General features: G+C 56.1%; 26 protein-coding genes. All 26 read left to right on the top strand.

Annotated features, from left to right (window positions below):
* Nucleotides 1–30 precede the first annotated feature (30 nt).
* Nucleotides 31–540 (top strand): YceD family protein, encoded by a 510-nt coding sequence (locus ACI5FR_RS23990; protein WP_405459093.1) that lies wholly within the window; start codon nucleotides 31–33, stop codon nucleotides 538–540.
* A 23-nt stretch (nucleotides 541–563) separates the two neighbouring features.
* Entirely contained in the window at nucleotides 564–737 is a 174-nt protein-coding gene (rpmF, locus tag ACI5FR_RS23985; RefSeq protein WP_405459092.1) for a 50S ribosomal protein L32, read from the top strand.
* A gap of 209 nt (nucleotides 738–946) precedes the next feature.
* Nucleotides 947–1,522, top strand: coding sequence for a transcription factor FapR (gene fapR, locus ACI5FR_RS23980; RefSeq protein WP_405459139.1), 576 nt, complete (start codon nucleotides 947–949; stop codon nucleotides 1,520–1,522).
* Between the two features lie 4 nt (nucleotides 1,523–1,526).
* Nucleotides 1,527–2,531 carry a phosphate acyltransferase PlsX gene (plsX, locus tag ACI5FR_RS23975; RefSeq protein WP_405459090.1) on the top strand — a complete coding sequence of 335 codons (1,005 nt, stop codon included), beginning with the start codon at nucleotides 1,527–1,529 and terminating at the stop codon, nucleotides 2,529–2,531.
* Nucleotides 2,531–3,517, top strand: a complete 987-nt coding sequence (locus ACI5FR_RS23970; protein WP_405459137.1) for a beta-ketoacyl-ACP synthase III — start codon at nucleotides 2,531–2,533, stop codon at nucleotides 3,515–3,517. Before plsX ends, ACI5FR_RS23970 begins: the two co-directional genes overlap by 1 nt.
* 81 nt (nucleotides 3,518–3,598) lie before the next feature.
* Nucleotides 3,599–4,537 (top strand): ACP S-malonyltransferase, encoded by a 939-nt coding sequence (fabD, locus tag ACI5FR_RS23965; protein WP_405459087.1) that lies wholly within the window; start codon nucleotides 3,599–3,601, stop codon nucleotides 4,535–4,537.
* Between the two features lie 15 nt (nucleotides 4,538–4,552).
* Complete coding sequence (gene fabG / locus ACI5FR_RS23960; protein WP_405459085.1) at nucleotides 4,553–5,311, top strand: 3-oxoacyl-[acyl-carrier-protein] reductase; 759 nt, start codon at nucleotides 4,553–4,555, stop codon at nucleotides 5,309–5,311.
* A gap of 94 nt (nucleotides 5,312–5,405) precedes the next feature.
* Nucleotides 5,406–5,639 (top strand): acyl carrier protein, encoded by a 234-nt coding sequence (locus ACI5FR_RS23955; protein WP_405459084.1) that lies wholly within the window; start codon nucleotides 5,406–5,408, stop codon nucleotides 5,637–5,639.
* 205 nt (nucleotides 5,640–5,844) lie between these two features.
* Nucleotides 5,845–7,083, top strand: a complete 1,239-nt coding sequence (gene fabF / locus ACI5FR_RS23950; RefSeq protein ID WP_405459082.1) for a beta-ketoacyl-ACP synthase II — start codon at nucleotides 5,845–5,847, stop codon at nucleotides 7,081–7,083.
* 51 nt (nucleotides 7,084–7,134) lie between these two features.
* The gene (gene rnc, locus ACI5FR_RS23945) at nucleotides 7,135–7,830 is read left to right on the top strand and encodes a ribonuclease III (protein ID WP_405459080.1); all 696 of its coding nucleotides are present in this window, start codon (nucleotides 7,135–7,137) and stop codon (nucleotides 7,828–7,830) included.
* A 255-nt stretch (nucleotides 7,831–8,085) separates the two neighbouring features.
* Nucleotides 8,086–9,012: a peptidoglycan recognition protein family protein gene (locus ACI5FR_RS23940; RefSeq protein ID WP_405459078.1), complete on the top strand. Its 927-nt coding sequence runs from the start codon at nucleotides 8,086–8,088 to the stop codon at nucleotides 9,010–9,012.
* A 197-nt stretch (nucleotides 9,013–9,209) separates the two neighbouring features.
* Nucleotides 9,210–11,459 (top strand): AAA family ATPase, encoded by a 2,250-nt coding sequence (locus tag ACI5FR_RS23935; protein WP_405459076.1) that lies wholly within the window; start codon nucleotides 9,210–9,212, stop codon nucleotides 11,457–11,459.
* 25 nt (nucleotides 11,460–11,484) lie between these two features.
* Nucleotides 11,485–12,075 carry a Pvc16 family protein gene (locus ACI5FR_RS23930; protein ID WP_405459074.1) on the top strand — a complete coding sequence of 197 codons (591 nt, stop codon included), beginning with the start codon at nucleotides 11,485–11,487 and terminating at the stop codon, nucleotides 12,073–12,075.
* Nucleotides 12,072–12,917: a peptidase associated/transthyretin-like domain-containing protein gene (locus ACI5FR_RS23925; protein ID WP_405459073.1), complete on the top strand. Its 846-nt coding sequence runs from the start codon at nucleotides 12,072–12,074 to the stop codon at nucleotides 12,915–12,917. The genes ACI5FR_RS23930 and ACI5FR_RS23925 overlap by 4 nt, the downstream gene beginning before the upstream one ends.
* A 34-nt stretch (nucleotides 12,918–12,951) precedes the next feature.
* Complete coding sequence (locus tag ACI5FR_RS23920; protein WP_405459070.1) at nucleotides 12,952–14,493, top strand: phage tail sheath family protein; 1,542 nt, start codon at nucleotides 12,952–12,954, stop codon at nucleotides 14,491–14,493.
* A gap of 47 nt (nucleotides 14,494–14,540) precedes the next feature.
* A complete protein-coding gene (locus tag ACI5FR_RS23915) occupies nucleotides 14,541–14,978 on the top strand; it encodes a phage tail protein (RefSeq protein WP_405459068.1) in 438 nt (145 codons plus the stop codon).
* A gap of 63 nt (nucleotides 14,979–15,041) precedes the next feature.
* On the top strand, nucleotides 15,042–15,410 hold the full coding sequence (locus ACI5FR_RS23910; protein WP_405459066.1) for a phage tail assembly protein: 369 nt from the start codon (nucleotides 15,042–15,044) through the stop codon (nucleotides 15,408–15,410).
* Nucleotides 15,362–15,586, top strand: coding sequence for a DUF6760 family protein (locus ACI5FR_RS23905; RefSeq protein WP_405459064.1), 225 nt, complete (start codon nucleotides 15,362–15,364; stop codon nucleotides 15,584–15,586). The genes ACI5FR_RS23910 and ACI5FR_RS23905 overlap by 49 nt, the downstream gene beginning before the upstream one ends.
* Nucleotides 15,587–15,598: 12 nt before the next feature.
* Nucleotides 15,599–16,036, top strand: a complete 438-nt coding sequence (locus tag ACI5FR_RS23900) for a phage tail protein (RefSeq protein WP_405459062.1) — start codon at nucleotides 15,599–15,601, stop codon at nucleotides 16,034–16,036.
* A gap of 2 nt (nucleotides 16,037–16,038) precedes the next feature.
* Nucleotides 16,039–17,202: a hypothetical protein gene (locus ACI5FR_RS23895; protein WP_405459061.1), complete on the top strand. Its 1,164-nt coding sequence runs from the start codon at nucleotides 16,039–16,041 to the stop codon at nucleotides 17,200–17,202.
* Between the two features lie 75 nt (nucleotides 17,203–17,277).
* Nucleotides 17,278–17,910 (top strand): CIS tube protein, encoded by a 633-nt coding sequence (locus ACI5FR_RS23890; RefSeq protein WP_405459059.1) that lies wholly within the window; start codon nucleotides 17,278–17,280, stop codon nucleotides 17,908–17,910.
* A 4-nt stretch (nucleotides 17,911–17,914) separates the two neighbouring features.
* A complete protein-coding gene (locus tag ACI5FR_RS23885; protein WP_405459057.1) occupies nucleotides 17,915–18,994 on the top strand; it encodes a phage late control D family protein in 1,080 nt (359 codons plus the stop codon).
* Entirely contained in the window at nucleotides 18,991–19,641 is a 651-nt protein-coding gene (locus ACI5FR_RS23880; protein WP_405459055.1) for a phage baseplate assembly protein V, read from the top strand. The genes ACI5FR_RS23885 and ACI5FR_RS23880 overlap by 4 nt, the downstream gene beginning before the upstream one ends.
* 18 nt (nucleotides 19,642–19,659) lie before the next feature.
* Entirely contained in the window at nucleotides 19,660–19,950 is a 291-nt protein-coding gene (locus ACI5FR_RS23875) for a PAAR domain-containing protein (RefSeq protein WP_405459053.1), read from the top strand.
* Nucleotides 19,951–19,960: 10 nt separating this feature from the next.
* Nucleotides 19,961–20,356, top strand: a complete 396-nt coding sequence (locus ACI5FR_RS23870) for a GPW/gp25 family protein (protein WP_405459051.1) — start codon at nucleotides 19,961–19,963, stop codon at nucleotides 20,354–20,356.
* 24 nt (nucleotides 20,357–20,380) lie between these two features.
* Complete coding sequence (locus ACI5FR_RS23865) at nucleotides 20,381–23,773, top strand: putative baseplate assembly protein (protein ID WP_405459050.1); 3,393 nt, start codon at nucleotides 20,381–20,383, stop codon at nucleotides 23,771–23,773.
* Nucleotides 23,774–23,778 lie beyond the last annotated feature (5 nt).

Raw genomic sequence — 23,778 nt, 5'->3', positions numbered from 1 at the left:
ATAATTTTTGTTTGTTTGGAGTGAGCGTATATGATTCTTAATGTCCGTGATTTGCGAGCGAAGCACAATCGAGTGGAGATAACGGAGTCCGTCGAGTTGCCGTCTCTGGCGCAGGGCCGCAGGGATATCGTCCGGGTAGAGCCGCTGCGAGCGACGCTTCATGCCGCTGCCGCTTCGGAACTCGTGGAAGTGGCGGGAACGTTAACAGTGCCTGTCGAATTTGTCTGCTCACGCTGCTTGACGCAATACTGCCAATCGCTGACGCTGCCGTTCCGGGAGATGTTCGCGTTAGAGGCGGATCAAGTGGATGAGGACGATGAGCATATGCACCTCACGGTCGAAGACCGGGTGGATTTGATGCCTTACATCGAGGAAACGGCGCAATTGGGCCTTCCCTATGTGCCGCTTTGCGAGGAGGATTGCAAGGGGCTCGACCCGGAGACGGGCGACAACCTGAACATTCATCCGGCGAAGCCGGCCGCGGACCGGATCGATCCCCGTCTGGAAGTGCTCGCCCAATTGCTTAAGAAGAATGAGTAGATTCGTTGAAGGAGGTGGGAATAATGGCAGTTCCTTTTAGAAAAATTTCCAAAACCCGCCGCGATAAGCGTCGTACGCACTTCAAGCTCGTAGTGCCGGGCATGGTCAAATGCGACAACTGCGGTGAATACAAGCTGTCTCACCGGGTATGCAAAGTTTGCGGTACTTACAAGGGCAGAGAGATCGTTAAACAATAAGACCTTTCGCGAGAAGGCGCTTCGTCCTGGATGAGGCGCTTTTTTGTTTGTCTTTTGCCGAGGAATTTTATATACTTATTTAGGACCAGGTAACAAAAGCTGATTCTACATAATCGGTTCCGGCCAAGCGTATTTATTTTATATCGTCAAGCGTTTCTCAGAAACGCACATCGTAAGGATAAGCTAAGGGGGTGGCTGCCATCGAACGGATGCCGAAGCGTCAACGCCAGCAGCAGCTGGCTCGAGAAATCGAAGACAATCCTTTCGTCACCGACGAGGAGCTGACCCGCAAGTTCAAGGTGAGCATACAGACGATCCGTCTCGATCGGCTGGAGCTCGGCATTCCGGAGCTGCGCGAACGCATGAAGCTGATGGCGGAACGATCCTACGACCAAGTGCAATCGATGCCGCTGCATGAAGTGATCGGAGACATCATCGATCTTCAGCTCGACAAAAGCGGCATTTCGATTTTCGAAATTCGCGAGGAGCACGTCTTCTCCCGTACGCAGATCGCACGGGGCCATCATATTTTTGCCCAGGCGAATTCCCTGGCTATAGCAGTGATTAATAATGAAAAAGCTTTGACCGCCTCCGCCGACCTCCGATTCATCCGGCCGGTGCGCCTGCTTGAGAAATGTATTGCGAAGGCGTACGTGCGGTCCATTTCCGGACAAAAAGGGAAAGCTAAAGTGGAAGTGTTTACGTATGTAGGGGAGGAGATGGTGTTTCAAGGCCATTTCCTGATTTACCGGTTCGCCAAAGAAATTACAGACGGAGGGGAGTGATCGCATGCGAATCGCGATAGACGCCATGGGAGGCGATCTCGCTCCGAACGCGGTAATCGAAGGGGCGCTTGCGGCGGCCGCCGAATGGCGGGATACGCATATCATCTTGGTGGGCGATCGTTCCCGCATCGAGGCCGGCCTGGCGGGAAGGAGCTTGCCTGCGAACGCCGAGATTCACCATGCTGCGGATGCGATTGCGGCGGATGAGGAGCCGGTGAAGGCCGTTCGGCGCAAAAAAGAAGCTTCGATGGTCGTCGCCGGCAGGCTCGTCCGAGAGGGCGCCGCGGATGCGATGATCTCGGCCGGCAACACGGGGGCGCTCATGACCACCGGTTTGCTGATCGTCGGCCGTATCCCGGGCATCGAACGGCCTGCGCTCGCGCCGATGATCCCAACGATGGACGGCAAGGGTGTGCTGGCGCTCGACCTCGGCGCGAATATGGATGCGTCGCCGGAAAACTTGCTGCAGTACGCGATCATGGGCAGCATCTATCGGAGCAAGGTGCACGGCGTAGAGAAGCCCCGCGTCGGCTTGTTGAACGTAGGGACCGAGGCGATGAAGGGCAACGAGCTGACGAAGCATGCATTTCCGTTGTTGGAGCAAGCGCCGATTCATTTCGTCGGCAACGTGGAAGCCCGCGACGTGCTGAACGCGGAATGCGATGTACTCGTCTGCGACGGCTTCGTGGGTAACATTTTGCTCAAATCGATGGAAGGCACCGCCGGAGCCATTTTCTCCGCCTTGAAGTCGGAATTCACGAAGACTTTGTTCTCGAAGCTGGCCGCGGCGATCCTGAAGCCGGGACTGTCCCAGTTCAAGAAAAAACTCGATTATACGGAGCATGGGGGCGCGCCGCTGCTCGGCATCAACGGCTTGGTGCTGAAGAGCCACGGCTCGTCCGACGCCAATGCGTTCAAGAACGCGGTTCGCCAGGCGCGGATCGCGGTAAGCAATCAGCTGGTGCAAGCCATCAGTCAGGAAATTAGCGGGAAGCGAGATGGAGAATGATGAATCTTACGCCAGTAGGGGTATGGGGAACGGGCATGTATGTGCCGGAGCGGGTGCTGACGAACGCGGATCTGGAGAAGATGGTGGAGACGAACGACGAATGGATCGTGACCCGCACCGGAATCCAGGAGAGGCGACTCGCTTCTCCTGAGGAGGCTTCCTCGGATCTGGCCTTTCGTGCGGCGGAGGAAGCGCTCCGCAATGCCGGCATTACGGCGGAGCAGCTCGATCTGATCATCGTGGCGACGATAACGCCGGATATGGCGTTTCCTTCGACCGCCTGCATCCTGCAGGACAAGCTGGGCGCGAAGCGCGCGGCGGCGTTCGACCTCTCGGCGGCATGCTCCGGGTTCATCTACGGACTCGCGAATGCCACGAACAGCATCGCGACCGGCATGTACAAGCATGTGCTCGTAGTGGGCGCCGAGTGTCTGTCCAAGATTACGGACTACACCGATCGCAACACCTGCATCCTGTTCGGCGACGGCGCGGGTGCCGTCGTCCTCGGACCTGTACCGGAAGGCCGCGGGTTCCGCTCCTTCGAGCTCGGAGCTGACGGTTCCGGCGGTCCGCTGCTCCGGTCAAGCGGAGGCGGCTCGCGCCATCCGGTGAGCCAGGAAGTGCTCGACAGCGGCTCGCAGTATATTTATATGGCCGGCAACGAAGTGTTCAAGTTCGCGGTCAAGATTATGGGAAGCGCCGCCGAGGAGGCGCTCCGCAAGGCGGAGCTCGACAAGCACGATATCGATTTGCTCGTGCCGCACCAGGCGAATCTGAGGATCATTCGCTCGTCGCTCGAGAGGCTGGAATTATCGGAAGACAAGTGCATGGTGAACTTGAACAAGTACGGCAATATGTCGGCCGCTTCGATTCCGGTGGCGCTGGCGGAAGCAAACCGCGAAGGCCGCTTGAAGGAAGGCGACACCGTGCTGCTAGTCGGTTTCGGCGGCGGTTTGACTTGGGGCGCTTCGGTCCTCGTTTGGTAATCGGTGTCGTCTCCAACCTGCAATCATTGAGAATAACGAATTAGAAGGTTAGGTCAGAACAGGGAGAGGGTGCGGCTACAAATGGGTAAAATCGCTTTTGTGTTTCCCGGCCAAGGCGCGCAGGCGATCGGCATGGGGCGCGACGCGTACGAACGGCATGCGGAAGCCCGTCAAGTGTTTCACCGTGCGGACGAGGTTTTGGGCTTTTCGTTATCCGGCTTGATCTTCGAAGGCCCCGACACGGAGTTGAAGAAGACGGCGAATACGCAGCCCGCTTTGCTCACCACGAGCATCGCCTTGTACGAGGCGGTCCGAGGTCACGGGATTGCGCCTGATTATGTAGCGGGCCACAGCCTGGGCGAGTATAGCGCACTGGTGGTGGCGGGCGTGATGTCGCTGGAGGACGCCGTCCGGACCGTAAGGGCGCGCGGCGAGTTCATGGAAGCCGCCGTTCCCGGAGGGACGGGCGCAATGGCCGCTGTGCTCGGTGCCGAACGCGGGGATCTAGACCGGCTGTGCCGGGAGGTTACAGAGGCCGGCCATGTGGTAGAGATGGCTAATGTGAACTGCCCGGGGCAAATCGTTGTGTCCGGTTCGGCCGCGGGCGTGCAGGCGATCGTTGAGCGCGGGAAGGAAGTGGGCGCGAAGCGGGTCATCCCGCTCGAGGTCAGCGGACCGTTCCACTCGTCGCTTATGAAGCCCGCCGCCGATCGGCTGTCTGCCGTGTTGGAGCGGTTGCCGATGCAGGACGCCTCCGTGCCGGTCGTGGCGAACGTGACGGCCCGGCCGGTGCAGATGGCCTCCGACATTCGCGGGCTGCTCGTCGATCAGGTGTGTGCACCTGTACTGTGGGAGGACAGCATCTCGTGGCTGATTGGGCAGGGCGTCGACACGTTCGTCGAGATCGGCTCCGGCAGCGTCCTGAGCGGTCTCATCAAGAAGATTGACAAGAACGTTACGATCCACACGCTAAACAGTCTCGAGGCCATCGAACGATTCGCCGAGGAAATCAAAGCTTAGAGGAGGCAAGTGTCCATGAGCAGCCTGAATCAGCCTTTACAAGGGAAAATCGCGCTTGTGACCGGCGCTTCCCGCGGCATCGGCCGCGCGATCGCGATTGCGCTCGCCGAAGCGGGAGCCGACGTGGCCGTGAACTACGCCGGGAGCGAGAGAGCCGCGCAGGAGGTCGTCGCGCATATCGAATCGCTGGGCCGCCGCGCCTTCAAGGTGCAGGCAGACGTCGCTTCGTCCGCGCAGGTAGAAGAGATGGTCAAGCAAGTGCTCGACCGGTTCGAGCGGCTGGATATTCTTGTGAACAACGCCGGCATTACCCGGGACAACCTCATCATGCGCATGAAGGAAGAAGAGTTCGACCAAGTGGTGAACACGAACTTGAAGGGCGTGTTCAACTGCATCAAGGCGGTTACTAGACCGATGATGAAGCAGCGCTTCGGCCGCATCATCAACATCTCTTCCGTGGTCGGCGTTCTGGGCAATGCCGGGCAGGCGAACTATGTCTCCGCGAAGGCCGGCGTGATCGGGCTTACGAAGGCGTCCGCCCGAGAGCTCGCATCCCGCAACATCACGGTCAACGCGGTCGCTCCGGGCTATATCGAGACCGATATGACCGACAAGCTGTCCCAGGAGACGCAGCAGCAGCTGCTGCAGCAAATTCCGCTCAGCCGTCTCGGGCAGCCGGAGGACATCGCCCGGGTCGTCCGATTCCTCGCCTCCGACGATGCCTCGTATATGACCGGCCAGACGGTGCATGTGGACGGCGGCATGTATATGTAAGGTCGCGGTGGCTAATGCTGAGAAATGACAGAGTAGGACAGGTCTGGCAATTTGAACGCAATTCTCGTATAATATCGAAGAGGAGGTGAACCGGATGTCCGATGTTGTGGAGCGTGTGAAGCGAATTGTAATCGATCGCCTTGGGGTCGAAGAGAGCGAAGTCACCCTGGAGGCTTCTTTTAAAGACGATTTGGGTGCTGATTCTCTCGATGTAGTGGAACTGGTCATGGAACTGGAAGACGAGTTCGATCTTGAGATTTCTGACGAAGATGCCGAGAGGATTACTACTGTGGGAGAAGTTGTTGAATACATAAAGTCTCACACCTAGAATTTCATCATCACACGGTACCGTGTGCGGGGTGGAAAACGAATTGGCTTGAGAACTTTAGACAAGTCCCGTTGTTTTCGGATAACGGGACTTCTCTCCATTATGAACCCTTTGACATCTATGAATCGGTTATTTTACGAATATGATCCGCACTTCTTGGTGCGATGCAACGATAAATTTGGTTTCTGTCGGAGAGGTGGATTAGATGAAGCGCAGAGTCGTCATTACCGGTATGGGCGTCATGACCTCGCTTGGTCATGATTTGGATACATTTTGGAACCATTTGATGGAAGGCAAATCCGGGGTTTCCCTGATCGAGGCGTTCGACGTGAGCGAGTACCCGACTCGGATCGCAGCGGAGATCAAGGACTTTCAGCCGGACGATTACATGGACAAGAAGGAATCCCGCCGGATGGACCGCTTCGTGCAGTTCGCCGTCGCCTCGAGTCTTATGGCGCTTAAGGATGCGAACTTGAACATTCAGACGGATATGGATCCGGAGCGGGCCGGCGTCTACGTCGGTTCCGGTATCGGAGGGCTCGGCACATGGGAGGATCAGCATAACATCCTGCTCGAGAAAGGGCCGAAGCGCGTAAGTCCGTTCTTCATCCCGATGATGATCGCGAACATGGCTTCCGGCCAAATCTCCATGCAGACCGGGGCCAAAGGGCCGAACAGCACGGCGGTCACCGCCTGCGCGACCGGCACGCATTCGATCGGCGACTCGTTCAAGCTCATTCAACGCGGCGACGCCGATGTGATGATCGCGGGCGGAGCGGAAGCGACGATCCGTCCGACCGGCATGGCCGGCTTCTGCGCCCTCCGGGCGATGTCGACCCGCAATGAAGAGCCGGAGAAGGCGAGCCGGCCGTTCGATACGGACCGAGACGGGTTCGTCATGGGAGAAGGCTCGGGCATTCTCATCCTCGAGGAGCTCGAGCACGCGCAGAAGCGGGGGGCCCGCATTTACGCCGAAGTGATCGGATACGGGATGAGCGGCGATGCCTACCACATGACCGATCCCGACCCGGAAGGGGCGGCGCGCTGCATGAAGAAGGCGCTCAAGGACGCGGATATCGCGCCTGAGGAAGTGGACTATATCAACGCCCACGGCACTTCGACGCCGGTCGGCGACCGTTCGGAGACGACGGCGATCAAGACCGCGTTCGGCGACCATGCTTATAAGCTCGCCATCAGCTCCACGAAGTCCATGACCGGGCACTTGCTCGGGGCGGCGGGCGGCGTGGAGGCGGTCATTACCGGTCTTACGATCGTGAACCGCCGGATTGCGCCGACGATCAACGTAGACAACCAGGATCCCGAATGCGATCTGGATTATGTGCCGAATCAGGCGCGGGAAGCGGACGTACGTATCGCGATGTCGAACTCGTTCGGCTTCGGCGGGCACAACGCTACGATTATATTGAAGCGCTTCGAAGCATAAAATTCGCCGAACTTCAGACCCTATATGGAACAACACTAGGCGGTGAATCGGTTGAGGGACTTACAAGAACTCCAGGCAACGCTTGGCGTCGCCTTCCGCAAGACCTCCTTGCTGAAGCAGGCGTTTACGCATTCTTCCTATGTGAATGAACAGCGCTCCCTCCATTTGAGGGACAATGAGCGGCTGGAGTATTTGGGCGACGCGGTGCTCGAGCTCGGCGTTTCGGAGTTTTTGTTCAACGCCTACCCCAGGCGGTCGGAGGGAGAGCTGACCAAATTGCGGGCCTCGATCGTCTGCGAGCCTTCGCTCTGCGGATTCGCGGAGAAGCTGGAGTTCGGGTCGTACATGTTTCTCGGCAAAGGCGAGGAGCTGACTGGAGGACGGACCCGTCCGGCTATGCTGGCGGACGTCTTCGAGGCGTTCATCGGCGCCTTGTATTTGGATCAAGGCCTGGAGGCGGTACGCGATTTCCTCCGGAAGCACGTCTTCCTCGACCTGCCGGACGAGGCACAGCTACAAGTGGCCGACTACAAAACTTGGCTTCAGGAGCACACGCAGCAGCGGGGCTTGGGCACAGTGGAATACCGGATCGTCGACGAGACGGGGCCGGCCCACGATCGTCAATTCTCTGCCGAGGTGCGGTTGGACGGCGAGCTGCTCGGCCAGGGCGTGGGCCGCTCCAAGAAGGAATCGGAGCAGCAGGCCGCGTCTCAAGCGCTTATCGCGCTGCACGTCATTGAGCCCTAAAGTGCATATCCAAGTAAGAAGAGCAGACGTTGATCTGCTCTTTTTTTTTGCTTGGAGTTAGGCAGCGAAGGCCCTATGCCTCGGAACATCAATTAAAAGAGTCAAAAGTAACAGGAAATATTTGCAACTTGAGTATCAGGTATACATTGGAAAATATAGGCATAACGTTGCATTTTAAGAAGAGAAGACCCAACTTTGCCATTTTATGAAAGGAATTGAAATAGATTAGACGAATACTGGTTTTCGTGCCGGTTATTGAGGGAAGGAGGTGGATTAGAAATCGCAACGATACTGGATGAAATCTTGTCCGAAGGCGGTTATGAGATTGTTAACGCCTTCATTAATTCGAGTCCATGGGCAAGACCCGGACGGCATATTGTCCCCCGGGGGGGTGTCATACATTGGACCGGCAATATCGGGCGCGGGGCGAATGCTTGGGCGAACCGCAATTATTTTGACTCCTTACGGGACAATTACGCTTCCGCGCATACCGTGGGTGACGACACTACCATTCTTGCGGCACTGCCCTGCCTGAATGAGGAGGTGGAGATGGCTTATCACGTCGGGGCCGCGTCATACCGCACCTCTTACTTCGGAGCGTACCCGAACGCATCCACGCTAGGCCATGAGATGTGTGTGAACGCGGACGGCAATTTCCGCGAATCGTACAAGCGAGCCGTGTGGGTCATGGCCAATTGGTGTTTTCAATTCGGATGGGACGCCGACTCCGCCGTCATGCGTCATTATGACGTTACGGGTAAGCCCTGTCCGCTCCCGTTTACAGATGTGGTGCACGATAACAGGCATTGCGCCGCGCTCGGATTCACCGAGGCACAAACGGCCTGGATCCGGGATCATCTACACATCGACGGCTTGCTCGGCGAAGCCTTATGGCGAGCGTACAAATCGGACGTAGCTGATTTGACGGTGATATTAAGAGAGGGAGGGCTGACCATGCTGCAGCAGCTCGTACAAAAAATGGAGGAACTGCAAGCCCGAAATTCGGAATTGGAAAACCGCTTCAATCAACTGGAGAAGGCGCTCTATTTATCGCAAATACCCGATTGGGCGGCCGACAGCGTACAGTGTGCGGTTCAAAAAGGGCTGATCGACACCCCGGAAGGCGGTTCCTACGACTTTTATCGGACCCTGACAATATTGCATCGAAATGGAACGCTCTAAAATGGGTATTAATACCTATCATACATATTATTCCCTGTGACTTTTTACAAGAATTAGACTTTAATGCCTAAGCCTCATCTGGAACAAAGGACCAATAGCAAATAGGGTTTCCTCTGTAATAAGATATTTATGTTCTTCGCGAGAACGAGTTAATGAAACCCTATTCGCTTCGCACGAGGAGGTCGAAAAACCGCTTCATGGCTGACTTACCAGGGAGAAGAAGCAGCTCCGCGGATCTGCTGCATGCGCCTTACTCAAGCGATTCAGACTATCTGCGCGACGAACTCAAGCGTCTCGATCTCATCCTCCACATCCAAGTTCTACGCTGCGCGGGACAGCTGCCCGAACATCCTTTGGACCCGTTTCGCGGAATTGTTCTCTCGGAAGAAGCGGTTCTGCGCTTGTTCCTGGAGCCCGAACCAGACTTGGCGGACCCTCTGGAAGCAAGAACCCAATCTTCGAAGCTGAAGGACTTAACGGAACAGCTGGAACGGCTTCAACCCGTAATCAAGCAAAAAAGGGCCCTTAGCTTACTTCAAGATATTCCTCTTGCCCTTCCTCACATAGCTGAACGATTTCAACTTACCGAATTGGAAGAGCAAATTGTACTCCTTTGCTTGGCCCCCGAATTGAATGTCAAGTATGAAAAAATTTACGCCTACCTGCAGGATGACGTGACGAGGCACAAACCGTGCGCCGACTTGATCTTGAAGCTGCTGGATCCCTCCGCATCGGATCCGGTCATCGCCCGCACGATCTTTCATCCACACGCAGGACTGATGAAGCATCAGCTTTTGCGATTCGCCGAATCGGACGCCTCCACTAACATACTCACTCGTTCCCTCCATTTGGACTCGCAAATTATTCATTTTTTGTTAGGGCATCGGGACTTGGACCCAAGACTGGAGCCGGCTGCCCGGTTCGCCAAGCCATCAGCCGATTTAGTGCCGCTCTCGGATGAACAGTTGACGGACCGCGTGCGACAGCTGGTCGCAACCCAATTGAATGCAAACGGAATGTTGATGCAAAAGCTCGTATTCGGTTTGAACGGCCCACGAGGGTCAGGTAAACAAAGCTTGGCTGAAGCGGTATGTCGGGACCTTGGAATTCCGTTGATCGTTGGGGACGTCCAAACTATGCTTCATCATCCTCTTTCGTTCCACGATGCCTTGTTCCTGTTGTGCCGTGAAGCCTATCTTCATTCCGCCGCACTATGTCTTTACAATATGGATTCCTTGTTTGGCCAGGGGGACCGATACCGGCTCGAGATCGAGCGATTTAAGCAATCGAGTCGAAGCTTCCCGTCGCTTACTTTTCTACTCGGCGCGGAATCGCGGATTCCATGGGAGTCCGACGGGGAAATCTCGTACATTCCGGTGCCATTCGAACTCCCCGATTTGAAGGCCCGTCATCGCTTGTGGAAGCAGCTGTCCGAACGATACTGCTTCGAAGAATCGATTGATTTCGAGGCGCTGGCCGAGAAGTTTCGTTTCACACCCGGACGTATTCAGGACGCGCTTCGTACGGCCCGATCGTACGCGCTATGGCGCAATCCCGAAGACTGGCGGATCGGAAGAGACGATTTGCTGCAAGCCTGTCACGCGCAAACGAACCATCGGCTGCAGCTTCATGCCGATCAATTGAAGCCGGCAGGCAGTTGGAGCGATCTTATTCTCCCGGCGGACCAAATCAAACGTCTGAAGGAACTGATCGTCCAGGTTCAATTACGCCGCATTGTTCATGGGGAATGGGGATTTGGACATAAGTTGTCCCGGGGCAAAGGATTAAACATTTTGCTGCACGGTCCTCCTGGTACCGGCAAGACGACGGCGGCGGAAGTGATTGCCAAAGAGTTGGAGCTGGATCTGTACCGGATCGATCTCTCCCAAGTGGTGAGCAAGTACATCGGGGAAACGGAAAAAAACCTTCGACAAGTGTTCCGGGAGGCGCAGGACAGTTACGCCATCTTGTTGTTCGATGAAGCCGATGCCTTGTTCGGCAAACGAACAGAAGTGAAGGATGCCCACGACCGCCATGCCAATACCGAGATCGCTTATTTGCTCCAGCAAATGGAGGAGTACGACGGAGTAACCATTTTGGCCACCAATCTGTACAACAATCTGGATGAGGCGTTTATTCGCCGCATGCAGTTTAGCATTGAATTTCCACTTCCCGAGCAGGAGTACCGGATGGAAATTTGGAAAGCCATGTTCCCGGCGGAAGCCCCGCTTGCGGACGATATCGATTGGGAATTTTTGTCCCGAAGCTTCAAAATTTCCGGCGGGCATATCAAAAATGCCGTACTGTCGGCCGCTTTTCTGGCGGCGGAACGATCGGAAGCGATCGGCATGAAGCATCTGATCCGTGCGGTTGCAAGGGAAATGGACAAGACCGGCAAAATTTGCTCGAAGGATCATTTCGGCCCTTATTACGAGCTCTTGTCCTGACACGTCTCGCGAGGAGGTTTCGGAATTGAGCGGAGATACAGTGATAGCCGACACGAGTGCAACGCTGCTCCGGCTGCTGCAGGAGCATATGTCGGACTTGGCCGGCCCGAGCTCCATTGGGCTTCAGTCGCCGGCGGACCCGATCGGGCCGAACACCCGGCTCACGATATTTTTGTACGGCCTCAAGGAGAACGAGTATATGCGCAATCAGGAACCGGTTGCTTGGGGGACCGGAAAGCTTCAAGCTCCCCCGCTCGTCCTGGATCTGTACTTTATGCTTACCGTCCATTCCTCCGTACTCGATTTGACCGAACGAACGCTGGAGGAGCATCGGATCCTGGGAAGGGCGATGAAGGTGCTGTACGATCACTCGATCATAGGAGGACCGTATCTGCAAGGCGGGCTGGTATCTAGCGGAGAGAAGCTGCGCGTTACGCTCAACTCCGTCTCGTTCACCGAGCTGTCCGAGATATGGAATACTTTCTCCGATCAGAATCTCAAGCCGTCCGTTTGTTATATCGTATCTCCTGTCGCGATTGAATCGGAACGCATCCATCAACCGAAACGGGTAACGCACCGAGAGATGAACTATACCGTAAACGAGGCCGGAGCATGACATTCGAACCCTCTATCTTCCTTATCGATCGTTCCGTGACAAAGCTGTCCGCCGCTATCGTCCTCGAAGACGCTCTGATCCCGGACCGAAAGCCGGCCGGCTCCATACGGGTTTGGGTGCGGGAGACGAATGAACAGGCGGTGAAAAATGCCGGAGGCACATACATTCTGTGCGATCATAAGCCGGGTACCTATACGGTCCGTATCACCTCCGAGTTTTATTCCGACGAAGAGCGTAAGGTCGCTATACCGGGTTCAGACGAAGAGGTTCCGGTATTGACCATTTCCCTGCTGCCTAAGCCCGTGTACCCGTTTCCCGAGGACACCGCTCTCTTGCGGGGCATCGTCCGGAGGGAGGATGGGAAGGTATTGCGCGACGTGGTGATTCAGGCCGTTGTCATGCAGTCGCAGTCCCAGGTAAAAGCCAAACTGGCTGCCACCGCTGCAGCCGGGGACAGCTCGATTCTTCTTCGGGACGTCCAGGGAGCCCTTAAAGCCGGCGACCTTCTCATGATCCGGGAAACAGGCTTTGCGGAGAGCGAGTTTTGCCGAATTTCCGAGCCGCTTCCGGACTACCCGGAAAGTAATGCCTACGCTATCGCGGAACCAATCCGATTCAGACATTCTGAACTGACGCCGCTGTATATGCAGGAGGAGTCGTGGATGATCCAGTCCAAAACGACGGAGAACGGGGAGTGGGTGATTCCCGTTGCGAACATGAACGCGGTCAAGCTCAGCTGCGCGATCGTGATCGAAGCATCGGGACTGCAGCCCTTTCGGCGAGACGCAGAGCTTGTGTATGGGCAATCGGTGTCAATGGGAGTAATAACGCTTTTGGCTTAAATAAATGATCCAGTTACATAAGGGAGGAACCAAAATGCCGGAATACTTATCGCCCGGAGTTTATGTGGAAGAAATTGAAATCGGTGGGAAACCCGTCGAAGGTGTATCAACGAGCACCGTCGGCTTTTTGGGGCAAACGGAACGGGGGCCTACGTCGCCTAGGCTCGTAACGAGCTGGTTGGATTACCAGCGGGTGTTCGGCGGTTACATTGGCGCCGGCCAACATTTGCCCTACGCGGTGCAGGGCTTTTTCGACAACGGCGGACAACGGTGCTATATCGGCAGCATCGTAAAGGCCAACGCAGAGAAAGCAGATCTTAAACTAAAAGACGACGAGGACGACGTCCTCACCTTGGAAGCGGTAGGCGAAGGAGCTTGGGGAAACCGGATTGCGGTCAAAGTATCGGCGGGAACGCTGGGCGGGTTTAAACTCAGCCTCTTTTATTGGAAGCAAACCGTATCGGCCTTATACGATCCGGAGTCGGATTCCAAAACGCTTCCGCGTCCCGCGGTTGCGGAAGTTTTCGATAATCTCTCCACCGACGCGGGGTCCCCGGATTTTTATGCGAAGCGAATAAACGGGATTTCCAACCTGGTCGTCATTTCCCAAGCGAGCGGGGATTCGGGGGCCGTCCCGAAGGCAAGCGCCATTGCAGCTCTGGCGGGAGGGTCGGATTCCGCGGATGGAAAGCCGGCGCTTGCGCTCAGCGATTACTCAAGAACGGACACGAATGTGCCCGGGAGCCGTAAAGGCTTGACCGGATTCGCCGAAATCGATGAAATCTCGGTCGTATACGCCCCGGACTCCAATGCCGTAGCCGGTTTGACGGAAGCGTTGATCGCACACTGCGAGAATTTAAAGGACCGGTTCGCAATTATCGACGCTCCTCCGAATTCCGCCAACCTGGATTCGCTTAAGCCGCGCGATTCCATCGAAACCAAATATGCCGCGTACTACTATCCGTGGATCAAGGTTGTCGATCCGGAAACCGGCATGCTGCGCACCGTACCGCCCGGCGGCCATATGGCCGGCATATATGCCAGGACCGACGTGGAACGCGGCGTGCACAAAGCACCGGCTAACGAGGTCGTTCGCGGTGCGGTCGATCTGGAGTTCCAGATTACGAAGCAGGAGCAGGATGTGCTTAATCCGCGCGGCGTCAATGTCATTCGGGCGTTCCCGGGCCGCGGCATCCGCGTTTGGGGGGCTCGCACGCTGTCGAGCGACGCTTCCTGGAAGTACATCAACGTCCGCCGCTTGTTCATTTTCCTCGAAGAATCGATTGACGAAGGCACGCAGTGGGTCGTGTTCGAACCGAACGACGAGAAGCTATGGGCCCGGGTGAAACGTACGATTACGGAATTTTTAACCCGGGTATGGCGGGACGGCGCACTGATGGGCACCAAGCCGGAAGAGGCGTTCTTCGTCAAGGTCGATCGCACGACCATGACCCAGGACGACATCGACAACGGACGGTTAATCGTGCTGATCGGCGTCGCGCCGGTGAAGCCGGCCGAGTTCGTCGTCTTCCGCATAGCCCAGGTCGCGGGCGGATCGGACGCGAGCGGAGCTTAACCTGGATCGAATAAGATTGCCAGCAAAAATAAGGGAGGTACATAAAAATGGCTACAGGACAGCGGAAAGACCCGTTCCGAAATTTTCGGTTCCGGGTGGAAATCGACGGCATTCAACAGGCGGGGTTCAGCGACGTTTCGGGCTTTGACTCCACCATCGACGTAATCGAATACCGGGAGGGCAATGAGCCTACGCACGCGCGCAAGCTTCCCGGACTGACCAAATACGGCAATATCAGTCTGAAATGGGGCATCACGGACTCCATGGAGATTTACAACTGGCATAAGGAAGTGTCCGGCGGCAATGTGCTGCGCAAAAACATTTCGATTGTGGTCGTGGATGAGGCCGGCAACGACAAAGCACGTTGGGATTTCGTCAATGCTTGGCCGAGCAAATACGATGCTCCCGACTTCAACGCCAAGGGGAACGATATCGCCGTGGAATCGCTGGAAATCGTCCATGAGGGGATGTCGCGCGTAAGCTAGCCCCTGGGCAAGTCTGACAGCCCAATCAGGCACCGTAAATAAACATCGCTGGAGGATGTCCGAATGAGCTTTGTAACCGAATATGAATTTACGCTGCCCAAAGGGTATGTCGACAAGCACGGTAGCCTTCACCGGGAAGGCATCATGCGCCTCGCTACGGCAGCCGATGAAATTTTGCCGCTCAAAGACCCCAGAGTCCAGCAAAATCCGGCGTACTTGACCATCATTTTGCTGTCGCGCGTCATTACGAAGCTCGGAGATCTGCAAACGATAAATCCGGGCGTGGTGGAAGGATTGTTCTCGGCGGATCTGGCCTTTTTGCAGCAGTTTTACCGGCAGATCAATGAAAGCGGCCTGCCCGGAGTCGAAGCGGAATGCCCGCGATGCGATCACAAGTTTATGGTCGAGGTGACGGGATTGGGGGAAGTTTAAGCGGCTATCCCCTTGACAAGCTTTACGAGGAGGTAGCCTTCATTGCTTATTACTTTCACTGGCCGCACCACGAAATTATGCAGCTGGAGCACCGGGAACGGGTCAAGTGGTGCGAGCAAATCTCGGCCATCAACCGCAAAGTTAACGAAGAGCCGGATAACGTGTTCAAGCTCTAGAGAGGAGCTCGTATGGCAGTGCTGCTCAGAAACGATCCGCTCCTGAACTTCAAATTTTTGGTTGAAATCGACGGCTTGGTCGTAGGCGGATTTTCCGAGATTACCGGCCTTCAAGCGGAAACCGAAACGGAAGAGTACCGGGAAGGCGGAGTGAACGGGTACGCTCACAAGCTTCCCAAAACGACGAAATATCCGAATTTGAAGCTGAAGCGGGGACTTACGTATTCCGACACGCTGTGGAAATGGTACCGGGATGCCGCAAGCGGGGATGTGAACCGGAAGAGCGGCTCCGTTCTGCTGCTGGATTATGACGGAACCGAAGTATGGAGATGGAATTTTTATCAGGCGTATCCGGTCAAATGGAATGGACCCGAGCTCCAGGCGGAAAGAGGCGGCGTTGCTTTTGAAACGATCGAATTGGCCCATAACGGGTTTAGCAAGGACGGATGAAGGTGACGCCAATTGACAACCGGACACCGTCCAGGCTGCACGAGGACTTCGCCAATCAGATCCGAACCAAATATACTTCCGGGTCCAGGAGAGGGTTGGCGTTTCCTCATCTCGTTTTGCTGAAAAACCGCCATGGCGGCTGGGTTCACTTCCAAAAGGAACGGATAGTGGAACGACATGTCCTTCATTCCGGACGGGGAACCGGAACGGTTCATCCCGCCATCGAAATCGCGGACTTACGGGCATTCACGTTCGGCGGATTTCAAGCGGTTATACCCAAGGACCGGGATCGTTCGACTGTCTCCCTGGTTATGCGAAAGCCGACCGAGATCTTTACCGTAGGCGTGTCAGGATTAGGGCACGCGAATGCAACCACTCCGACACGCGATACGGCAGGCAACCGGTTTTCTTACGTGCCGGGCAAGGATCAGTCGAACCCGCGGCAGACGGCCTTATTCACGTCGCAACGATTATTCACGTCGAATCGATACCTGACCATGCCGCCAACGATTCATCCGGTTTCTTTAATGAGTCCGTTTCAAGGCTCTCGTGATGTTGCTAAAGTGCAATCCAAGGCGGAGCCGATCCGGAATCTTCCTGAAGCCGGGCAAGGTCAGCCGGCGGCAGAACCTCTAAGGAATCCGGCAATACAGGCATGGAGCACTAGCTTCACAAAGTATCAGGTCCTTTCGTCCGGCCGCACCATCTGGGAAACACCTGCGGGTAACCGGGTCAATTTCTTCTCAAAGCTTAGGCTCCGCTTATCGGAAACGATTCTAAATTCTGCAACCGGTCGGTATGCGGGTACGCCTGCGGGCGGTTCGGACCAAGCTCCTGCTGCTGTGGCGGAAGGGCTTGTCCGAGCCGGGCGGCTCCCGGCTGCCAATCCGGTTGATTTTCCGGAAATTCGAAGGGGAACCGCTTCGTTTACATACGCGAAATCACGGGAGACGCAGCCTCCTGCAAGCCTCAAGCATGAGGAATTGAGCCCGGAGCGGTTCGCCAAGGATGAATTGGTGGCGAGAACATCGGTACCGGCCTGGCCGGATCCGATGCCTCCGGAAGCCGTCCGTACGCCGGCCATCGATATTCGGCGGCTGTCGGAGGAAGTGTATCAAGTACTTGAGCGGAAGTTGACGATCGAAAGACAACGAAAAGGCTTATGAGCACTCACCGCCCGGAAGCCCTAGCGAATGGCGGGCTTATCCCATCCGAGATCGGCTGGGGCAGGAGGAGAACAAATGGGTTTGGAAAAAGCTTGGATTCAACCGCTGAACGACAAAGGCAGCCCAAACGGCGATCCGGTGAAGGTGCTGTTCAATCCGACGGAATATTCGATCGAAAAAAGCAATCAGTACCATTCCGTAGCCCTGCCAGGGAAGTCCGCGCCGGCGACGCAATTCGTGAGCGGCAATGCGGACACGCTGACGATGGAGTTGTTGTTCGATTCGTACGAAGAAGGCGAAGACGTAAGAAAATATACGGGAAAAGTGACCTCCCTGATGCAAATTGACAGCGGTCTGCATGCTCCGCCCGTATGCAAGTTCATTTGGGGAAAGCTCGAATTCAAAGCCGTCCTGGAGAAGGTGTCGCAGCGCTTCACCATGTTTCTCGGCACCGGCATCCCGGTTCGAGCCACGCTCCAAGTCGTATTCAAGGAATATAAGACGATCACCGAGCAGGTCGACGCAAGCTCCGGACTGTTGGACAAAACGAAGCAAATCACGATCAAGTCCGGCATGACGCTGTCGGCGGTAGCGGAAAGTCAATACGGAGACGCAAGCAAATGGCGGTTGATTGCCCAAGCGAATGGCATCTCCAATCCCCGCAAGCTGCAGCCGGGCATGCAAATCAAGGTTCCTCCTTTGGAGTGATGAAATGGATTTCGAGCAGCTGGAGAAGAAATACGGAAACTTTCTGGCTCCTGGATTTGAAATCGAGGTTGCCGGCATTAACCTGGCCCGGGAAGGGATGGAGATCGTAAGCGTCAGTGTCGAACACGTCCTGAACGAAGCCGATCATTTCACGTTTACGATCAACAGCGCATTCGACGTGGCCGGGCAAGAGCTGAGATGGATCGATTCCTTCCTTCCCGCCGGCAAGAAAGTGACCATCCGGATGGGGTATGCGGAAACAAAACCGCTGATGATGGTCGGCATCGTCACCTCGATCGAAACCCGCTTTCCTGCGGGCGGTACACCTCAGCTGGAGATCGGGGGATTCGATCTATCCCATTTGCTGATGAAAGGCATGAAGCCTCGCTCGTGGGATGACATCAAACACAGCGATATCGCGTCCAGACTGGCACTGCAGGACTACGGTCTCAAGAGCGCAGTAGACGACACCCGGGTGACGTACCCGAAAGTGATGAAGCCGTCCGGGCAGAGCGATTACCAGTTTCTGCAAGACTTAGCCCGGCGCAATTTCTACGAATGCTTCGTATTCGGAGAAACTCTGTTTTTCCGCTCGCCGGCCAAAGACAGCGAACCGGTCGTCACGCTAAGATGGCATCAGAATTTGATCAGCTTTAACCCGGAAATCAATCTGGCCGGCCAAGTCGGCGAGGTAGAGGTCAGGGGCTGGGACCCGAAGGCGAAAAAGGAGATCGTAGGTGTGGCCAAAGTCGGCGACGAACTGGGACGCCGGTCCGGCAAAAGCGGCGGCGAGCTCATTCAAGGACTGACCCGGGAAACGATTCGGGAGAACGTGCGACAACCGGTGTATTCCCAACAGGAAGCGGATCTTCTGGCCAAGTCCATTCTCAACAAGCATGCCGAAGGCCTTATCAAAGGCACGGGGGAAACGATTGGGATTCCGGACATCTTGCCAGGGAAAACGATCCGGCTTGAAGGGCTCGGGAAACGGTTCAGCAAAACCTACTATATCGAACGAGCGGTTCACAGCATCGGTGCCTCGGGGTATCACACTACATTTCAGATCAAGGAGAACGCCATATGAGCTTGTACGACTTGCTGCAGCCCGGAGGATCGAGAGGGGATCAGGTGCAGGGCGTTTCCGTCGGCATCGTGACGAACATCCAGGATCCGGAAAATATGGGGCGTGTGAAAGTGAAATTCCCATGGCGGGGCAGCGACGACGAAAGCTACTGGGCGAGAATCGCCACGCTGATGGCGGGGAAGGAGCGCGGCAGCTTTTTTCTTCCCGAGGTTGGGGACGAAGTGCTCGTCGCTTTCGAGATGGGGGATCTGCAGCATCCGTATGTCCTTGGCTCGCTCTGGAACGGGGAAGATAAGCCGCCCGATACGCACGGGGACGGGAAGAACAACATTCGGAAAATCAAGTCCAGAAGCGGGCATGAGCTGATTTTCGACGACGAAAGCGGCAAGGAGAAAGTAACGCTCCATACGAAGGCGGGACACAAGATTGTACTCGACGACGCCTCCGGCTCCGAGAAAATCGAGATTACGGATAAATCGGGCTCCAACAAGGTCGTGTTCGATTCGGCTAAAAATGAAATTGCGATGGAGAGCGCCATGCAGCTCAAGCTGAAATCGCAAACCGTGGAAATCGAGGCGGGCTCGATGATGACGATCAAAGCCGGAGCCACATTAACGCTGCAAGGCGCACTTGTAAAAATCAATTAGCGAAGGAGTGCACAGGTTATGCCTCCAGCGGCAAGAATGGGAGATTTGACCAGCCACGGAACACCTCTTAGCCCCGGACCGGGAAGCCCGAACGTGCTGATCGGCGGCAAACCGGCCTGGAGGGCGGCGTCGGATATGCACACATGCCCGGCGGCAACGCCGAATCCGCACGTAGGAGGGGTGGTCGCCATGGGCAGCGCTACGGTTCTGATCAACTCGCTTCCTGCGGTTCGTCTTGGTGATGTCATCACTGAAAGCGGACCTCCGAACACAATATTGATGGGCGATCCGACGGTGATGATCGGATAAGGAGGCTGAGATGGCAGGCGAATTTTTAGGAACTGGCTGGGCCTTTCCCGTCCGGATCGATGGAACGACGGGGAGAGTGGCCTTGTCCTCGAACGAGCGGGATATCGAAGAATCTATTCGCCTCATTCTGTTTACGGCAAAAGGCGAGCGGATCATGAGGCCCGAGTTCGGATGCGGCATTCATGATTTCGTCTTTGACTCCATGAATACGACCATGATCGGGTTGGCGGAATCGAGCGTAAGGGAAGCGTTGACCCGGTGGGAGCCTCGGATCGAGGTGTTGGAAGTTACGGCAGCTCAGGACAGCGGCTACGCCGGAAGGCTTATGATCCATATCCGATATGCGGTCCGAACGACGAACCAGCTATTCAATCTTGTCTATCCGTTTTATTTGAGGGAAGGGTAACCGACCTTATGTGGTGGTGAAATGATGAAGGCTCCATTGATCGACAAGCGAGATATGAACGAATTGTTCAAGCAAATGCGGGAATTGGTGCCTTATTACGTTCCCGAATGGAAGGCCGAGGATGACAAGGACCCGGGCGTGGCCGTCATGAAGCTGTTCGCCCAATTGTACATGGGCATTGTTCACCGGCTGAACCAGGTGCCCGATAAAAATTTCATCGCCTTTCTGAACATGCTTGGAGTCAAGCTGCAGCCAGCCAGGCCATCACGGGGGCCGGTGACGTTTTATTTGAGCGAAGGCGCGTCCGATCCGGTGCTGGTACCGGCGGCAACGCAGCTCGCCGCACAGCCGGCGGACGGCGGCAAACCGATTATTTTCGAGACGGAGAAACCTATATTGGCCACGCCGGCCAAGCTTGTGGAAGCGATCTGCTACAATCCCGAGGAAGACGGAATCTACCAAGCTCCCGCAGGCTTTTTGCTGCCAGCCCGGATCAAGCCCTTCTCCTCCAGTTTGCTGATCGACACACAAGCGGGAGGCAATCGTCTGTACCTGGAGCAGTTGAAAGGGTTGAACAAAGGAGATGCTCTCCGAGTGGAAGGACCGGAACAAGCCGAATACTTCGAAGCGGAGAACGTCGAGGAAGATGCAATCATCGCGTCGGATCCTTTGCTGCGTCCACACACAGCGGGTTCACCGGTGCGGAGAGTCACGGATTTCGAGCTGTTCGAAGGCAAGAACAAGCAGACCCATATCTTGTACCTGGGCCACCGCGAGCTGTTCAACGTGGAATCACAAGTCAGCTTCGCACTCGACTTGTCCGGCGCATCGCTTACCGTTCAACAGGGGGAACTGCTGGCGTCCTCGGTGGAATGGCACTATTGGTCCGAAGACAATCGTTGGTCGGAACTATCCGTCGAACTGGAGTACTCGGAGAACGGAGCCGGCAGGCTTCTCCTGAAGAAAAAGCAGCCGATCCGGATACAGGAAACCGAAATCGATGGATTTCGTTGCCGCTGGCTCCGGGGAGTTGCCGCTCCGTCGGCGATCCGGCTGCTTCAAGAGGTACAACTCCGTTCTCTGAACGTGACGGTGCTGAACGATGAGCTGCCTCCCGCGCCGGACCTCGCCTTTTACAACGATATCCCGCTGGATCCGACGAGCGCCTTGTATCCGTTCGGCCGAACTCCAAGACTTTACGATACGCTGTATTTGGCCAGCCAGGAGGCGTTGTCCAAGAAAGGCGCGGAAGTTCAAATCCGCTTCACGCTCGAACACGACAATCCGAATAATTTGCCGGACGACACCATAACCACCGATCTTTCCTGGGAGTATTGGAACGGGAAGGGCTGGATGAAGCTGGCAGGGATCTCGGAGAACTTCTCCGTCAAAAGAACCGGCTCCGGCGCGATCAGGCTCGATCGCAAGATCGCCTTCGTCAATCCCCCGGATAGTTCGGAGGTTATGATTCAAGGCCAGCTGAACTACTGGATCCGGGTAAGAATCGTAAGCGGCGGTTACGGGACTGAAGTTTTGGCGCTCAAAATTAGTGAGTATGCACTGACCCGGAACTATGTCGTGCCGAAAATAAGCGGCCTCAAGCTTCAATATGGGCAGTCCTCTTCCGGCTCGCCGACGAACCTGGAGCACATCGTGACCCGCAATAACATGGAATTCAGGGATCGTACCGCAGAGGTGGCCGGCGGCCGCCCGTTCCGGCCTTTCTATACGCTGGAGGACAAACATCAATCGCTGTATCTCGGCTTTGACAGGCCGCCGCTCAAAGGTCCGGTGAGCCTGTACTTCTCCGTCATGGAACAGGAATATGCCGAAGACAACCGGCCCCGGCTGGAATGGGAGTATTATCGGGTGCAGGACGGGCAAGGGAGCTGGGCCAAGCTGGACGTCCGGGACGAAACCAGGCATCTTACGCAGAACGGCTGCATCGAATTCATTGGCCCGGCGGACTTTATGGAGCTGGTGATGTTCGGGAAAAGGCTGATCTGGATACGCGGCATCGACGCGGAAGACAAATTCGTACCGGCCGGCCGCAGCTTGGATGCAGGTAAACGTGCGAGCCAGGGAGACCCCTCTTCAGCGGCTGCAGCTACTCCGGATAGCCGGTGCAACTGTGCGCCGCCGGCTTGCTCCGATACGGTCGACCTCTTCGACCTCAGGTTTAATCTTGCCGACCAAATGCGGGAGTTCCCGCCGGCACCGAAGTTGAACGGCATTTACTTGAACTCCGCGATGGTGACGCATGCGGAGAGCATCCCGGAGGAGATGCTCGGCTCGAGCTCCGGCACGGCGTCCTTAGGTTTCAACTTTTCCAGATTCCCGGTCCTTTCCGAGGAAATCTACGTGAACGAGATGAACGCTCTATCGGAAGGGGAGCGCCAAGATTTGGCCGAGAGCGGGAGTGTCCCGGTGAGGGAAGTGAAGGACGGATCCGGCCAAACGACCGGTTTTTGGGTGCGATGGTCTCCTGTAGACGATCTTAAGGAATCGAAAGCGGGCGACCGACATTATGAAATCGACCGGACGTTCGGGACGATCCGCTTCGGCGATGGAGTCCATGGCATGGTTCCGCCGATCGGGACGGATAACGTCAAGGCTGTCTACCGGACGGGCGGCGGTGCAATAGGGAATGTCGGGCCTTCCGAAATCACTATGTTGAAGACGTCCATAGCGTTCATAGATCGTGTCTCCAATCCCGATGGTGCGGCAGGCGGATTCGATACGGAACGGATGGAGCAAGCGCTGGAACGGGGACCTCACTCGATTAAGCACCGCAACCGCGCCGTAACGGCGGAGGATTACGAGCAGTTGGCGTTACAGGCCGCCCAGGGCATTGCCAGGGTCAAATGCCTGCCGGGATGGAACGATCAAGGCGAGCACGAAGCCGGATGGGTGACGGTGATCGTCGTTCCGCAGAGCGGCGACCGGCAGCCCAGTCCGACACCGCAGCTGAGGCGCCAAGTCCAAAGCTATTTGGAAGCCCGGGCTTCGAATGTGGCGGTTTTTCCGAATCACTTGAAGGTGATCGGACCCGTGTACGTTGAAATTTCCATTTCTACCGTACTCGCGGCCCGGACGTTCGATGCTGTTCCGGCCGTCGAACGGGAAGCGATGCGGAAGCTGAGTGCCTTTCTCCACCCTCTCTCGGGAGGACCGGACGGAAGGGGCTGGGAATTCGGCAGGCTGCCGTGTTTAAGCGATTTCTATGCGTTGCTTGAAGCGGACCGTAACGTGGACCATGTGGAAACGCTCAGCATGACGATTCGGGATCCGGCAACTGGAAACTCTATCGAGGTAACACCGGACCGGCCGATCGCGGCGGGCTCCGGTCCGTTCTTCCTTATATACAGCGGCGAGCATAAGACAACCGTCAGAGCCTCGGCAGCGAGCCCGTACTAGATACT

The organism is Paenibacillus sp. HJGM_3, assembly GCF_045062745.1.
GTDB lineage: Bacteria > Bacillota > Bacilli > Paenibacillales > NBRC-103111 > Paenibacillus_AA.
The sequence above is the reverse complement of the archived record's forward strand: the minus strand, read 5'-3'. Positions and strand labels throughout refer to the sequence as shown.